Below are 13,631 nucleotides of genomic sequence, written 5' to 3'. Positions count from 1 at the left end.
AAAAAGTGTCCGTAATATGGGCACTTTTTTCGTTTTAGTGAAACCAACTGACAATTAATGACGACTATAGGGTGAATGATAAAGGAGGGGCTCGTTTGAGTGAGCATTTAACAGCCATTATGGCCGAGCACGGCGAGTATTGCCTGCGTGTGGCTTATTTATATGTGCGAGACTGGTCGATTGCTGAAGAAATCGTACAAGATGTATTTCTCGCCTATTACTTGCAACAGGATCGCTTTGAACAAAGAGCTTCGCTGAAAACCTATTTAGTGAAAATTACAGTACATAAAAGCCATGACTATTTAAGAAGCTGGAAAAATAAACGCCATCAATTATTTGGCAAGCTGCATTTTGGAGCAAGTAAAAAAACGCCAGAAAGAGATCTTATCCAAGCACAAGAGCGAGTGACGTTGCAAGCAGCTTTATTTGAGCTACCCATTTCTTATAGGGAAGTGTTAATTCTTTATTATTATCAAGAATTAAAAGTACGGGAAATAGCAGAGGTGCTAGGCAGTACTGACAATACAGTAAAGACAAGGTTGCGAAGAGCAAGACAACTGCTTCAAAACAAACTCGAACAAAGCGATTGGGAGGTGCTAGGAGATGACATCGTTTAAAAACAAGCTGGATCAGGAAATAGGGGAAGCGCCCCGATTTACAAAGGCATTACAAGAGCGTATTGTGCATAGTGCCGAGCAACAACAGCACAAACAAAGTCGCAACTGGCAATATCCAACAATAATTGTTGGTGCAATCGTGACGTTGCTGTTTTTATTCATTGTTGGGCCATTCCAGCAAACAGCATATCCACAGCATGCTTCCATTGTTGAATTAGCAAAAAATGAGGAAATACAACAGTTGTCCATTGCATCAAATGGGAATGAAAATTCATTTAAAGCAGGAAGAACAGGCTGGGTTATCGGGCAACAACAGTACGAAAAAGGGGCAGAAACAAAGCTGATTGAAAACGTCCTTCAACATGGCGTTGTAGCGCAAAAAAATGACTATTTTCATGTAATCAATAATATGTGGGTACAATTTAGCAATGGGCAAACGGTAAAGTTAAGTATGTATAAAAATATGGAACAACTTGCTTTTCTTGATGAAAAAACAAATACTTTTTATATAGTCAATGATGAACAGGCTGTCACGGCCTTTACAGACTTTAATTTTAAGGAAGCTCCTTTTAAAATTACAGCATTTCTCGTATGGCTTGGCGTTATGTTACTTGGAGGTTGGGTAATCGAAAGAGCTGTTCGCTGGAAATTTAATATTCCAAAAGAGCCGCGGTTTGTAAATGACAAGCATCAGAAAACGGCAATTATTTTGAAGTTCTTTAACTGTGTTGTGCTTGTTATATTTAATATAAAAACTTGGATTATTTTTATTGTAGCCGACTTCGCGCTTGTTTCAGTGACAATGTTGCCTCATTTAGTAACCGAATATTATTTTGGACGACATGAAAAACGACATTATGTGGCGATAATAAATGCTGTTTACTTACTTATTGTATTTATCGCTTTTGTCATTTGGGTTCAATAACTGAAAAAAGATGTTTCGCGAGTTTGCGAAGCATCTTTTTTGTTTGTTATGTAAATCATCGTGCTAGTCGTCTGCTTGTGGAACACGACTAGCCTGCTGTAGCAAAAATTGACAGAGGCATGACACAATAAAGCTAACGGCTAAACCGTATAAAAAACTAAACTGGATGCCGACAGCAATACCAAGCGCAATCGACAACAATACAGCAACCCAACTTTGTTTATGAATCGTGCGATTTGCAAATAACAGCAATAAGATAAATGGCAACATTGTAATATGGATAAAGGCAAAGCTATAAATCACACCTAAAATCGTGATTTTAATGGATATAAATAGACTAAAGAGTACAACTAGCAAGCCAATTAAATAGTAATAATACGGTTTCCTTGTCGTAAAAAAGCGTTTTGTTGCGCGCATTTCTACAAGTAATGTTGTGACAATGGCTAACAGCGTAATAACGAGAAAGGCAAACGTCAGAAAACCTGGCTGTACTTCATATAAAAAAGTTAGGATTAAAATTTGAAATTGACCATATGAGCCGCCATACAATGCAATCATTAAGATGGCTGTAAAGGACAATGTTAATAAAGCTAAAACGACACCTGATGAAAATAAGCTACGGCGTACTTTTTTAGGTTTAATAAAGGCGATTAAATACCAAGTCGATTTATCAAACAACACTTTCCCTAAAATAGCTAATTGGATGACAACATAAAATAATAGGATTTCACTGTTTTTAAAGTAAAATAAATAAGGGTGATATAAGCGAATGCCTTCATAAACCGTGCTTGCTCCATTTTGTACAAAATAAAAAATCGGGATAAAAATAAGTAAAGAAAATAACAGGATAATAAATAACGTATCTAACCATAATATCCCTTTTATAGACAAGAAACGATCTAATGCTAACATCCCTACTAAAAATAATGCCAATGTGATGGGCACTGGGACATTGAACATAATCGTTGATAACACACTGATGCTAATGAATTGGATTAGCCAAATTTCAATGCCTGTTAGTAGGTAAAACAGGCGTACTACTTGTAAATTCATACCACTGAGTTTTTCTTGCATTTTTATCATTAAAAAACTTTGTTGGTGCTGGCTTTGTGCATAGCCACTTTTATTTAAAAAAGAACCAAGCACGATAAACGAAAGAGCTGTTGCTACTGTATAGCAAATACCTGCCATAAAACCAAATGAAATAAGAGCGGATGGGGAGGAAAGTAAAAAATTACCGCTAATCCATCTAGCTAATAATACGATGACACCGGCTGTTGTACTTAAACTTGCTAGCGGGACGAGAAGTGAAAGTTTTTTAACATACATTTTTACTACCCTCTATACTTTTGTGATACTTTGTATTGACGTGGCGACTGATGATATTTTTTCTTAAAAGCGACACTGAAATAATGCTGACTATTAAAACCGCAGCTTTCTGCAATAGAGGACATACTTGCCTCCATATTGTCATTCATCTTTTTAATCGCCATTTCTAAGCGATAATTATTAATATACTCGTTAATGCCAATCGATTGCTCCTCCAAAAATTTACGACTTAAATAACTTGGATTTAAATGGATTTTTTCAGCAATAATATTGAGCGTCAGTTTTTCATGATAATTTTCATGAATAAATGACAGGGCACTTTGGATCGCATCATGATTAGAGCTCCACGCTTTATATTTTTCGACTATAGCATTTAATTCACTGGCAATAACAGGCTTTGTTAAATAGTCCTTCACCCCGATACGCAATGCTTGCTGCGCGTATTCAAAGGTTTGAAATGCTGTCACCATAATAATATCTAATTCATAAAGCTCTTTTAGTTCCTTGCTCAGCGTAATACCATCCTTTCCAGGCATTTGTATGTCTAGAAAGGCGATAGTCATGCGATGTTTTTTAGCTACTTGTAATGCTTGAGAAGCATCGAGAGCAGTGTGAAATTTCCAATTAGGAAAATGTGGCTTTAATAAATAAATCATTTGTTCTAACTCTAACGGCTCGTCATCGGCGATTAATATATTCATGTTGTTCATCCTTTCTACTTCTATAACTTACGCAGGTACATGAATAGTAACAGTATAGAGTTGCTCCTCACTAATGGTCGAAAATAAAATATTTTCAAGTCCATAAATAAGTTCTAAACGTTTTTGAACATTTTCAAGTCCGTAGCCTTGCTGTAAATCTTCTTCACTAGGTTGACGCGCCATACTGTTTGGCTGTGTATTCGTTATTTCAATCAATAAGAACTTGTCCATTTTTTTTATATAAATGGATAGCTCAGCAGGACCAATGTGCTTTTCAAATCCATGCTTAAAGGCGTTTTCAATAATCGTCTGAAAAATAAACGGGGGAATTTTGACAGCAAACGCTTCGTGATCAATAAATTTGCGTATGGTTAAACGATGCCCAAAGCGTAGCTGTTGAATATTTAAATAGCTATCAACAAATTGGACTTCGTTTTTTAATGCGATTAACACATCATGGTCATTATATTTAAATTTAAAAAACGTTGCTAAAGCTTCAATACCAGCAACTAAATCTTCTTTACGATTCATGCGTGCTAAGCTTAATAAAGAATTTAAAGCATTAAAAAAGAAATGTGGCTGAATTTGTTGATTGAGTTGCAAAATATTAGCACGCTGTAAATCTTGCTCGAGCTCCAAATGTCTTTTTTCTTCTTCGAGACTATCAATCTGTTTTTCAAATATAAAGATAAATGTAAGCAGAAAAGCTCCAATAATTGGAGCGATTACACATAGGAGAATATAAATGTTGAATGTTTCTAGTTGTAACATAACGAAATGGACCTCTCCTGATTTTTATAAGTGTAAATAACATTAAACTAAATTTTCTGCAAAATGGCAAGCTACCTGATGTGTGTCAGTTATTTCCCGCAACGCCGGTATTTCCGTTCGACATTGCTCGGTTGCAAACGGACAACGAGTGTGAAAGCTACAACCGCTAGGCGGATTAAGCGGTGATGGAATATCACCTTTTAAAATAATACGCTCCTTCCGATGTTGCTTATCGATAATTGGTATGGACGAAAAGAGTGCTTTCGTATAAGGATGAAGCGGTTGAGAGAACAGGGAATGCTTATCAGCAATTTCAACAACTTTTCCGAGATACATGACCATAATCCGATCAGAAATATGGCGCACAACACTCAAATCGTGCGAAATAAATAAAAATGTTAAATCGAGATCTCGTTGTAATTGCTTTAGTAAATTTAATATTTGTGCTTGAATGGATACGTCTAAGGCAGAAACCGATTCATCACAAATAATAATTTTTGGATTCACTGCGAGTGCCCTTGCAATACCGATACGTTGTCTTTGCCCACCAGAAAATTCATGTGGATAACGTTCGAGATATTCTGGACGTAAGCCAACGAGTGCCATTAATTCGAGCATGCGAGCCTCCTGTTGCGCAGGTGGAACAATTTTTTGAATGGACATGGCTTCCGTCAGCATTTTGCGAATCGTTCTGCGTGGATTGAGGGAAGCATAAGGATCTTGGAAAATAATTTGAATATCCTTTCTTGCAACACGCAGCTCTTTTTTGTTCATCGCGACTAAGTTTTTGCCGAACAATAATACCTCACCAGATGTCGGCTCATCCAATCGTAAAATCGCACGACCTGTTGTCGATTTCCCACAGCCTGATTCACCAACGATGCTCAACGTTTCTCCTGGCATAATATCGAAAGAAACGCCATCTACCGCTTTCACAACTTGCTGTGCACCAAACAGTTTTTCTTTTTTTAAGAAAAAATGTTGTTTCAAATCATTTACTTGTAATAATGGTTGCGTGTTTTCTTTCATTGTCATACCATCATCTCCTCCTGCGCAGATTGTCCTTGCCACTCTTCACTATACATCCAGCATCTGACCTTTTTATCCGGCTCGACCGTCATCAGCTCAGGTTGTTGTTCGCGACAGAGCGCTGTTGCAAATGGGCAGCGTTCTGCATACCGGCAGCCAATCGGGTAATGATAGGGGCTCGGTACTGTGCCGTGAATCGTCGAAAGCTCTTCTTGATCTTCATAGAGCTTTGGTAATGATTGAATTAAACCTTTTGTATAAGGATGAAGCGGTTTTGCAAATAGGCTGTCCGTTGCACCTTCCTCCACTACTTGACCTGCGTACATTACCGCGATTTTATCGCAAATTTCAGCTACCACGCCGAGGTCATGTGTAATAAAAATAATGCTCATGCCTAATTGTTGTTGCAAGTTACGAATAATATCGAGTATTTGCGCCTGAATCGTTACATCCAGTGCAGTGGTCGGTTCATCGGCAATTAATACATCGGGTGTACACGCTAAAGCCATCGCAATCATAATTCTTTGGCGCATACCACCACTTAGTTGATAAGGTTCTTGCTTCGCTCTTTTTTCTGGTGCGGGTATACCGACAAGGCGAATCATTTCCACTGCCTGTTGCCATGCTTCTTTACGGGACAAGCCTTGATGTAAGCGGATTGTTTCAGCAATTTGTTCACCAACTGTTAATACAGGATTGAGGCTCGTCATCGGTTCCTGGAAAATCATTGAGATTTTATTCCCTCGTATTTTGCGTAGCTCTTCCTCTGATAATTTCAGTAAATCGGTATTGTTTAGTAGTATTTCACCATTAATAATTTTACCTGGTGGTGAAGGGACTAGTCTTAGAAGGGAAAGGGAAGTCATGGATTTTCCACAGCCTGATTCACCTACAATGCCTAGCGTTTCACCTTTATGAAGTGTAAATGATACACCATCAACAGCTTTGGCAACCCCCTCACTGGAATAAAAGTATGTTTGTAAGTTGTTTACTTCCAATACAGTATCTCGTTTCATTGCATTTCCCCCCTAATTTAAATCAATTCGTTTATTAAATAGTCTGTATAAAATATCGACAAATAGATTGATCACAACAAATATTAAAGATGCGACAAGGACGCCACCTTGCACAACTGGGATATCTCGTGTACGAATCGCATCGACAATCATACGCCCCAGTCCGTTGACAGCGAAAACCGATTCTACTAATACAGTACCGCCGAGTAATGTACCAAACTGTAAACCTACGACTGTAATAACAGGAATTAAAGCATTGCGTAAGGCATGTTTTAAAATAATAACGTACCCTTTTAAACCCTTCGCTTTGGCGGTGCGAATATAATCTTGATTGACCACATCCAGCATACTGGAGCGGGTCATGCGGGCTACAATGGCAGCACCTCCAGCACCCAGTGTAATGGCAGGCAAAATAATATGTTTTGCACTTTCCCAACCTGCTACAGGCAACCATTGTAGCTGTACTGAAAAGACATACATTAATAAAATGCCTAGCCAAAAGCTTGGTAGGGAAATACCTAAAAGCGCGACAATCATTAAACCAACATCTAACAAAGAGTATGGACGTATTGCGGAAATAATACCGGCAATAAGACCGAGCACAATCGTAATTAAAATGCTGTAAAACGCCAGTTCAATTGTAATAGGTAAACGAGTAGTAATTTCCTCAAGGACAGGCTGTTTATTTTTTAAAGAGTGCCCCATATCACCATGTACAAGATTGTTAATGTATTCACCGTATTGTACATAAAGAGGCTTGTTTAATCCTAAATTTTCTCGTAATTCTTCAACAGTTTCATTGGACGCCCCTTCACCAGCTAAAATAAGGGCGGGGTCACCGGGAATCATCTGCATAATTAAAAACACAACGAGTGTTACACCTAATGTAACCGGGATAATCTGGGCAATTCGTTTTATTATAAATAGTGTCATATCGCTACACTCCTTTAATTTTTCATTCTAGGATCAAGTGCATCTCGCAAACCATCACCGAACAAGTTAAAGCCGAGTACAAGTATCGAAATCATTATGCCCGGGAACAGTGCCATATAAGGTGCAGTGAAAATAAAATCTCTACCATTTGAAAGCATGGCACCCCATTCCGGTGATGGAGGCTGCGCACCTAAACCTAAAAATGATAAACCCGCTGCAGATAAAATGGCTGTCGCTAAACGCATAGACGCTTGCACAATAATTGGTGATAAAATATTAGGAAAAACATGTTTTGCTATAATCGTTACATCATTTGCGCCAAGTGTTCTAACGGCATCGATATATTCCAATTTCTTTACTTCCATTGTGGAACCGCGCACGATACGCGCGAACATTGGAATAGAGAAAAAGCCAACAGCTATTGTGACGTTGATAAGGCTAGGGCCTAATGCACTGACAATCGCCAAAGCTAGTAAAATACCAGGAAAGGCTAGCATGATATCTAATATTCGGCTAATAATGGAGTCTATCCATCTGCCGTAATAGCCAGCAATAAGCCCGAGCAATGTGCCAATCGTGCCACCAAAAAGTACGGCAGAAAAACCGACACCAATTGAAAGGCGTGCACCATATAAAATTCGACTAAAAATATCGCGTCCTTTATCATCAGTTCCCATTAAATGCTCTAAACTAGGTGCTTGTAATTTTTGATCCAATTGCACATCGTACGGATCAAACGGGGCGATGAAAGGACCGATAAGAAACATAATGAGATAAAGAAGGATAATGATGCCACCCGCAACTGCCGCTTTATTTTTTTTAATTTTGTTGACAAAATTAATCCTATTTTTCTTCCGAGATGCTTTGCGCGCATCCAATAACATCGACTGATCCATCGTTGTCGTTACTTTTTCCATAGTGATATCTCCTTTTTTAATAGATGTGATATCAATTTATTGAAAAGCGCACGGAAAGTAAATATTTTAAGAGAGATTAGTCAGAAAATTTAAAAAACAAGTAAAGATTTTAAAAAACAACGGTATTTTATTTCTTTATAATTCGAAATGTAAGCAATCAATAATTGAGGAGGAGTCGTTTATATGAAGAAAATGAAATGGTTGTTATTTTTAGCGCTAATGACTGTCGCACTATTGCAGGCTTGCTCTACTGCAAGTAACAATAGCGAAGAAGGTTCTAAGGAAGGAGCAAAAAGTGTAGGAGGCGAACTCATTGTCTTAAGAGCATCTGATGCTACGAGCCTCGATCCGCATTTTATTACAGATATTCCTTCAGCAAATATTATTCATGGTAAAGTCTATGAAACATTAGTAGCGTTTGATAGAGATCGCAATATTGTGCCATTATTAGCAAAGTCGTGGGAGCAAAAGGACGAGTTAACGTGGACATTTACTTTAAATGAAGGCATTAAGTTCCATGATGGCGAGGATTTTAACGCAGAAGCTGTGAAAACGACATTTAATCGTATTTTAGATCCAGCGACTGGCTCACCACAACGCGATAAGCTATCGATGATTAGTGAAGTCGTGGTGGATGATACGTATGTTGTCACATTAAAATTAAAAAATCCATATGCACCGCTACTGTCGATTTTAGCGAGCCAAGAAGGTAGCATTATTAGCCCGAAAGCCATTGCGGATTCAGCAGATCAACTTGCGACAAATCCAGTGGGAACGGGTCCATTTATTTTTGAATCATGGAAATCAGGTCAAGCCATTACATTAAATACAAATAAGGATTATTGGGGTACAGTTCCGAAAATTGACAAAGTGACATTTAAAATCGTACCTGAAGATTCAACGCGTTTAGCGATGATTGAAAGTGGAGAAGCACATATTGCCGATCAAGTACCTGTTACGGATATCGACAGAATTGAAAACTCGTCCACAATGAACTTATTCCGTACAGAAGGGCTAGCTGTGGAGTTTATCGGCTTTAATGTCAAAGATTCACTATTATCAAATGTTAAAGTACGTCAGGCAATCAGTTATGCAGTCGATCGTGAAGCGATTATTAGCGGCATTTATAATAATGTAGGCACACTGGCTAATTCAGCAATGAGTCCAAAAGTAATCGGTTATTCAAGTGAAACAAAAGCATATGATTATGACGTTGTGAAAGCAAAGCAATTATTAAAAGAAGCAGGCATTAAAGAAGGCACGAAAATTAAATTACTTACAAGTGATCGCAAAGAGCGCATTAATATGGCAGAAGTAGTGCAATCACAATTAAAGGGGATTGGCTTAGATGTCGATATTCAAGTGATGGAATATGGTGCATTTATTTCAGAAATTACGAAAGAACATCATCAAATGTTTATTAGTGGCTGGGGTAATGCTACTGGGGACGCTGATTACAACCAATACAATCTGTTCCATACAGCTTCTATGGGCGCACCAGGCAATCATTTCTATTATAGTAATCCAGAAATTGATAAACTAATTGAAGAAGGTCGTTCGGAATCAGATCAAGCTACTCGTAATGACATCTACAAAAAAGCGATGCAATTAGAGCTAGATGAGGCGGTCTATATTCCTGTTCGCAATTATGAACACATTGCGGTTTATAGTAATACGGTAAAGGGCTTTTGGTTGGATGCATCGAATTATACAATGCTTAGTGGCGTTGAAATTGTCCAATAAAGGCATGGGATGGAATTTGTTTTATTACTAATATTCAAATACAAATGGGGAGAGTGAACAATGAGCACACTATTGCTGAAAAATGTGAGATTAGAAGAAGCTTTTGAACATGACAATGAGCATATTGTTGCAACACGTACAGCTATTTATGATGTCCTAATTGAAGATGGACATGTAAAAGAGGTCGGCAAAAATATTGTAGTACCTGAAAATAGTAAAGTATTGGATGCACAACAACAATTATTAGTTCCTTCCTTCCGTGAAATGCATATTCATATCGATAAAACGTATTTTGGTGGGGAGTGGCAAGCACCAAGACCTATTACAAAAGGAATATTAACACGGATTGAGGAAGAGCAAACATTGTTACCGAAGCAGTTACCGACGGCGGCTTATCGTGCCGAGGAAATGGTGAAATGGCTTATTGCTCAAGGGCATACACATATTCGTTCACATTGTAATGTGGATCCACAAATTGGCACGAAGCATATCGAAATTACAAAGCAAGTGTTAGATAAATATAAGGACCAAATTACGTATGACATTGTAGCCTTCCCACAGCATGGTCTTCTTCGTTCAAATGTAGAAGGATTAATTCGTGAGGCCATGACAATGGGGGCAACATTAGTGGGCGGTGTTGATCCATCGATTGTTGATCGCAATATCGAAAAATCATTGCAAACAACAATGCAAATTGCGCAAGACTATAATACGGGTATCGATATTCATATTCATACAGCTAATACATTAGGTGAATTTGAATTTTATAAGTTAATTGATTTAACAAAGCAGGCTAAAAAAGAGGGGCAAGTGACCATTAGTCACGCAATGGCACTGGCAGATTTAGCGCAGCCACAACTCGAAAATCTAGTACAAGCAATGGCTGCAGTGCAAATGGACGTCACAACGACCGTACCAATCGGCATCAATCGTTCGACAATCCCTATTCCGTATTTATATGACAAAGGGGTAAACGTGTCAGTAGGACATGATAGTTTAACTGATCATTGGTCGCCATATGGTACAGGCAATACTATTACAAAATTGAATGTGATGGCGGAAAGATTCCGCTTCATGGATGAATATGCTTTAAGTCGCGCATGGAAATATGCTTCTGGCGGTATAACACCACTGAATGATGAAGGGGAGCGTGTATGGCCGAAGGTTGGTGATGTAGCCAATATGCTATTAGTAGATGGCGTTAGTACAGCACACGTCGTAGCTAGAAGATGTCCTATCTCTACGGTGATTTCACAAGGCAATATTATTCACCAGCAGGAAGTCGGAGAGCTGAAAGGAGAATTCAGATGAAGCAATGGCTGACAAATGTTCTACTTGAAACAGGCGAGTATATAAAAGATAATGATACAGTTGGTACAAAGGTGGAACTTTTTCACCTAGAGATTACTGATGGGGTTATTTCACAAATCGTTCCGGCAACCCAAACTATCGAGGCATCACAAAACGTTACCGATATGAATGGTAAGCTTCTGTTACCTGCTTTTAAAGAAATGCACAATCATTTAGATAAAACCTATTTATCATTACCTTGGAAAGCGGTTATCCCATCGAAAAATTTAAAAGATCGATTGGCACATGAGGCGAGAGAGCTACCGATTTTAGCGACAACGGGCAAACAGCGAGCAGTGGCAATGATTGAAAAAATTATGAGTAACGGCACTAATCATATTCGGACACATGTCAATATTGACCCATATATCGGGTTGAAAAATTTAGAGGGCGTATTAGCCGCGCTAGATGACTATAAAGATGTTGTAACAGCTGAGGTTATTGCATTTCCACAGCATGGCTTACTACGAGATAATGTGCCGCAGCTGCTGCGTGAGGCATTGCGCAACGGTGCAACAATGATTGGTGGGCTTGATCCTGCTGGAATCGATAACACGATTGAACGATCTTTATACGAAACAATGGAGATTGCCCATGAGTTTAATGTTGACGTTGATATTCACTTACATGATGGTGGTCATGTTGGTTACTATACAATCGATAAATGGCTTGATATGGTTGAAGAGGCCAACTATCAAGGTAGAACAGCGATCAGTCATGCCTTTGCATTAGGTGATGTTTCTGCTATGGAGCAACATACAATTGCAGATCGTCTTGCACAGCAACAAGTGAAGATTATGTCAACAGTGCCTTATAACTTGAATCGTGTGATGCCGCCAATTGATTTGCTGTCAGAGCATGGGGTTGATGTTCATTTTGGTTGCGATGGATTTTTTGATTCTTGGAGTCCCTATGGTTCCGGAGATATTTTAGAAAAAGTAACGACGTTTGCAGACATTTCTCGGAAATTAGATGAGCGTTCGATTCGCCAAACATTGAAATACATTACAAATGGTATTACGCCATTAGATACAAATGGTCAGAAGGTGTGGCCAAATATTAACGACGAAGCAAGTTTTGTCTTCTTTGACGCAGTATCAAGTGCTGAAGTCATTGCAAGAAGACCTTTAGAGCGTACGGTTATGTCTAAAGGGAAATTTATTCATTCTTGATGACCCGTTCTTCATAAAATTATCCCCCTGAAATAATTTTATATAGACGAAAATCCACTTACATTCCTATGCAGAAGTATCGCTGTCCTAGAGATAGCGATACTTGGCAAAGGAAAGCGAAGCGGTTTTTTTAATTTGTAGCAACGGATGTTTAAGAAGGGGCTATTCGACAAGGTCGAACACATAGGCCAGAGGTGTGATGGATTATTTTGTTATGTGAGAAGGAGCAATAAATGAAACAACTTACAACATACATGATTTTATTTTTCTGTGTATTTTTTTGGGCTAGTAACTTTATTATCGGAGCTATCTTTGTCCACCATTGGGACCCGATAGCCATTGCCATTTATAGACTTGTCGTGATTGTTGTTTTTTTAGGTTGTATTAGTTGGCGAGCGATTGTCCGTACATCTGTAACACGCCGCGATATTGGCTTATTAATTGTTGCTGGAATTTTAGGGGTTGCTATTAATCACTATAGTTTTTATGCCAGTCTACAGCATACAACGCCGATAACAGCTGCACTTATATTAGCGTGTGCCCCCATTGTGACATCACTACTGAATAAAGTCATTTATCAAGAATATCGAAATATTATTTTTTGGATAGGTGCTATATTATCGTTTGTAGGTGTTTCGATGATTATTACGAAGGGCACATTGATTGGCATGTCCATTGGCAAAGGGGAAATGCTAAGCTTACTTACGATGTTTAGTTTTGCTATATTCCTCATTATTGTCAATGACCTTAGTAGTCGACTGTCTGCTGCGGCAATCACTTTTTATACAAATGGAATTGGTTTAATTGTGTTAATCCCATTTGGAACTTCCATATTGTCACAACAAAATATGCATGTGGCATGGCCATATTGGTTGCTATTAATTGTTTCCGCCATTATCGTTCACGGTATTAGTAATTTAATATGGAATAAAAAAATGAAAGAAGTAGGGTCGACCAATGCATCGCTATTGCTAAATTTTGAACCGGCGATTGCGATGGTCCTAAGTGCCATTATTTTAAATCAGCTACCAACGAGCATTCAAATTTATGGTTCATTGCTCATTCTTGTAGGAATTATTCTATGTATTTATTATAAAGAAATAAAGGAATTGGTTAAATGAGTGCCTG

At 38.3% G+C, this 13,631-nt stretch carries 13 protein-coding genes; 6 read left to right on the top strand and 7 right to left on the bottom strand.

Annotated features, from left to right (window positions below):
• The first annotated feature begins 95 nt into the window (after positions 1-95).
• Complete coding sequence (locus ACKVEV_RS11480; protein ID WP_409366619.1) at positions 96-617, top strand: sigma-70 family RNA polymerase sigma factor; 522 nt, start codon at positions 96-98, stop codon at positions 615-617.
• Positions 604-1,542, top strand: a complete 939-nt coding sequence (locus ACKVEV_RS11475; RefSeq protein WP_409366618.1) for a hypothetical protein — start codon at positions 604-606, stop codon at positions 1,540-1,542. Before ACKVEV_RS11480 ends, ACKVEV_RS11475 begins: the two co-directional genes overlap by 14 nt.
• A 63-nt stretch (positions 1,543-1,605) precedes the next feature.
• On the opposite strand, the gene ACKVEV_RS11470 is transcribed toward ACKVEV_RS11475, so the two are convergent.
• From ACKVEV_RS11470 to nikC, 7 genes are read right to left on the bottom strand one after another with little or no spacing between them, the layout of a single operon-like run.
• Entirely contained in the window at positions 1,606-2,871 is a 1,266-nt protein-coding gene (locus tag ACKVEV_RS11470; protein WP_409366617.1) for a permease, read from the bottom strand.
• 5 nt (positions 2,872-2,876) lie between these two features.
• Complete coding sequence (locus tag ACKVEV_RS11465) at positions 2,877-3,572, bottom strand: response regulator (RefSeq protein WP_409366616.1); 696 nt, start codon at positions 3,570-3,572, stop codon at positions 2,877-2,879.
• Positions 3,573-3,599: 27 nt separating this feature from the next.
• A complete protein-coding gene (locus ACKVEV_RS11460) occupies positions 3,600-4,343 on the bottom strand; it encodes a sensor histidine kinase (protein WP_409366615.1) in 744 nt (247 codons plus the stop codon).
• A gap of 42 nt (positions 4,344-4,385) precedes the next feature.
• Positions 4,386-5,378 (bottom strand): ABC transporter ATP-binding protein, encoded by a 993-nt coding sequence (locus ACKVEV_RS11455; protein ID WP_409366614.1) that lies wholly within the window; start codon positions 5,376-5,378, stop codon positions 4,386-4,388.
• On the bottom strand, positions 5,375-6,388 hold the full coding sequence (locus ACKVEV_RS11450; protein ID WP_409366613.1) for an ABC transporter ATP-binding protein: 1,014 nt from the start codon (positions 6,386-6,388) through the stop codon (positions 5,375-5,377). Before ACKVEV_RS11450 ends, ACKVEV_RS11455 begins: the two co-directional genes overlap by 4 nt.
• A 12-nt stretch (positions 6,389-6,400) precedes the next feature.
• Positions 6,401-7,321 carry a nickel ABC transporter permease gene (gene nikB, locus ACKVEV_RS11445; RefSeq protein WP_409366612.1) on the bottom strand — a complete coding sequence of 307 codons (921 nt, stop codon included), beginning with the start codon at positions 7,319-7,321 and terminating at the stop codon, positions 6,401-6,403.
• 14 nt (positions 7,322-7,335) lie between these two features.
• A complete protein-coding gene (gene nikC / locus ACKVEV_RS11440) occupies positions 7,336-8,205 on the bottom strand; it encodes a nickel transporter permease (RefSeq protein ID WP_409370541.1) in 870 nt (289 codons plus the stop codon).
• A gap of 216 nt (positions 8,206-8,421) precedes the next feature.
• Here nikC and ACKVEV_RS11435 point away from each other — a divergent pair, with 216 nt between their 5' ends.
• The 4 genes from ACKVEV_RS11435 (at position 8,422) to ACKVEV_RS11420 (ending at position 13,624) form a co-directional block, all read left to right on the top strand.
• Positions 8,422-9,981 carry a glutathione ABC transporter substrate-binding protein gene (locus ACKVEV_RS11435; RefSeq protein ID WP_409366611.1) on the top strand — a complete coding sequence of 520 codons (1,560 nt, stop codon included), beginning with the start codon at positions 8,422-8,424 and terminating at the stop codon, positions 9,979-9,981.
• Positions 9,982-10,041: 60 nt separating this feature from the next.
• Positions 10,042-11,292 (top strand): amidohydrolase family protein, encoded by a 1,251-nt coding sequence (locus ACKVEV_RS11430; protein ID WP_409366610.1) that lies wholly within the window; start codon positions 10,042-10,044, stop codon positions 11,290-11,292.
• Positions 11,289-12,503 carry an amidohydrolase gene (locus ACKVEV_RS11425; RefSeq protein WP_409366609.1) on the top strand — a complete coding sequence of 405 codons (1,215 nt, stop codon included), beginning with the start codon at positions 11,289-11,291 and terminating at the stop codon, positions 12,501-12,503. The genes ACKVEV_RS11430 and ACKVEV_RS11425 overlap by 4 nt, the downstream gene beginning before the upstream one ends.
• A 233-nt stretch (positions 12,504-12,736) precedes the next feature.
• Positions 12,737-13,624, top strand: coding sequence for a DMT family transporter (locus ACKVEV_RS11420; RefSeq protein WP_409366608.1), 888 nt, complete (start codon positions 12,737-12,739; stop codon positions 13,622-13,624).
• Positions 13,625-13,631: the final 7 nt, after the last annotated feature.

The sequence above is a fragment of the Lysinibacillus sp. 38-6 genome (assembly GCF_046245175.1).
Taxonomy (GTDB): domain Bacteria; phylum Bacillota; class Bacilli; order Bacillales_A; family Planococcaceae; genus Lysinibacillus.
Note: the sequence above shows the minus strand (reverse complement) of the source record. Positions and strands in the feature narration are given on the sequence as shown.

Coding starts and splice junctions, on each gene's coding strand:
- ACKVEV_RS11465 (WP_409366616.1), bottom strand. CDS start 3,572: ATGAATATATTAATCGCCGATGACGAGCCGTTAGAGTTAGAACAAATG.
- ACKVEV_RS11430 (WP_409366610.1), top strand. CDS start 10,042: ATGAGCACACTATTGCTGAAAAATGTGAGATTAGAAGAAGCTTTTGAA.
- ACKVEV_RS11460 (WP_409366615.1), bottom strand. CDS start 4,343: ATGTTACAACTAGAAACATTCAACATTTATATTCTCCTATGTGTAATC.
- ACKVEV_RS11450 (WP_409366613.1), bottom strand. CDS start 6,388: ATGAAACGAGATACTGTATTGGAAGTAAACAACTTACAAACATACTTT.
- ACKVEV_RS11470 (WP_409366617.1), bottom strand. CDS start 2,871: ATGTATGTTAAAAAACTTTCACTTCTCGTCCCGCTAGCAAGTTTAAGT.
- ACKVEV_RS11455 (WP_409366614.1), bottom strand. CDS start 5,378: ATGACAATGAAAGAAAACACGCAACCATTATTACAAGTAAATGATTTG.
- nikB (WP_409366612.1), bottom strand. CDS start 7,321: ATGACACTATTTATAATAAAACGAATTGCCCAGATTATCCCGGTTACA.
- ACKVEV_RS11420 (WP_409366608.1), top strand. CDS start 12,737: ATGAAACAACTTACAACATACATGATTTTATTTTTCTGTGTATTTTTT.
- nikC (WP_409370541.1), bottom strand. CDS start 8,205: ATGTTATTGGATGCGCGCAAAGCATCTCGGAAGAAAAATAGGATTAAT.
- ACKVEV_RS11425 (WP_409366609.1), top strand. CDS start 11,289: ATGAAGCAATGGCTGACAAATGTTCTACTTGAAACAGGCGAGTATATA.
- ACKVEV_RS11475 (WP_409366618.1), top strand. CDS start 604: ATGACATCGTTTAAAAACAAGCTGGATCAGGAAATAGGGGAAGCGCCC.
- ACKVEV_RS11435 (WP_409366611.1), top strand. CDS start 8,422: ATGAAGAAAATGAAATGGTTGTTATTTTTAGCGCTAATGACTGTCGCA.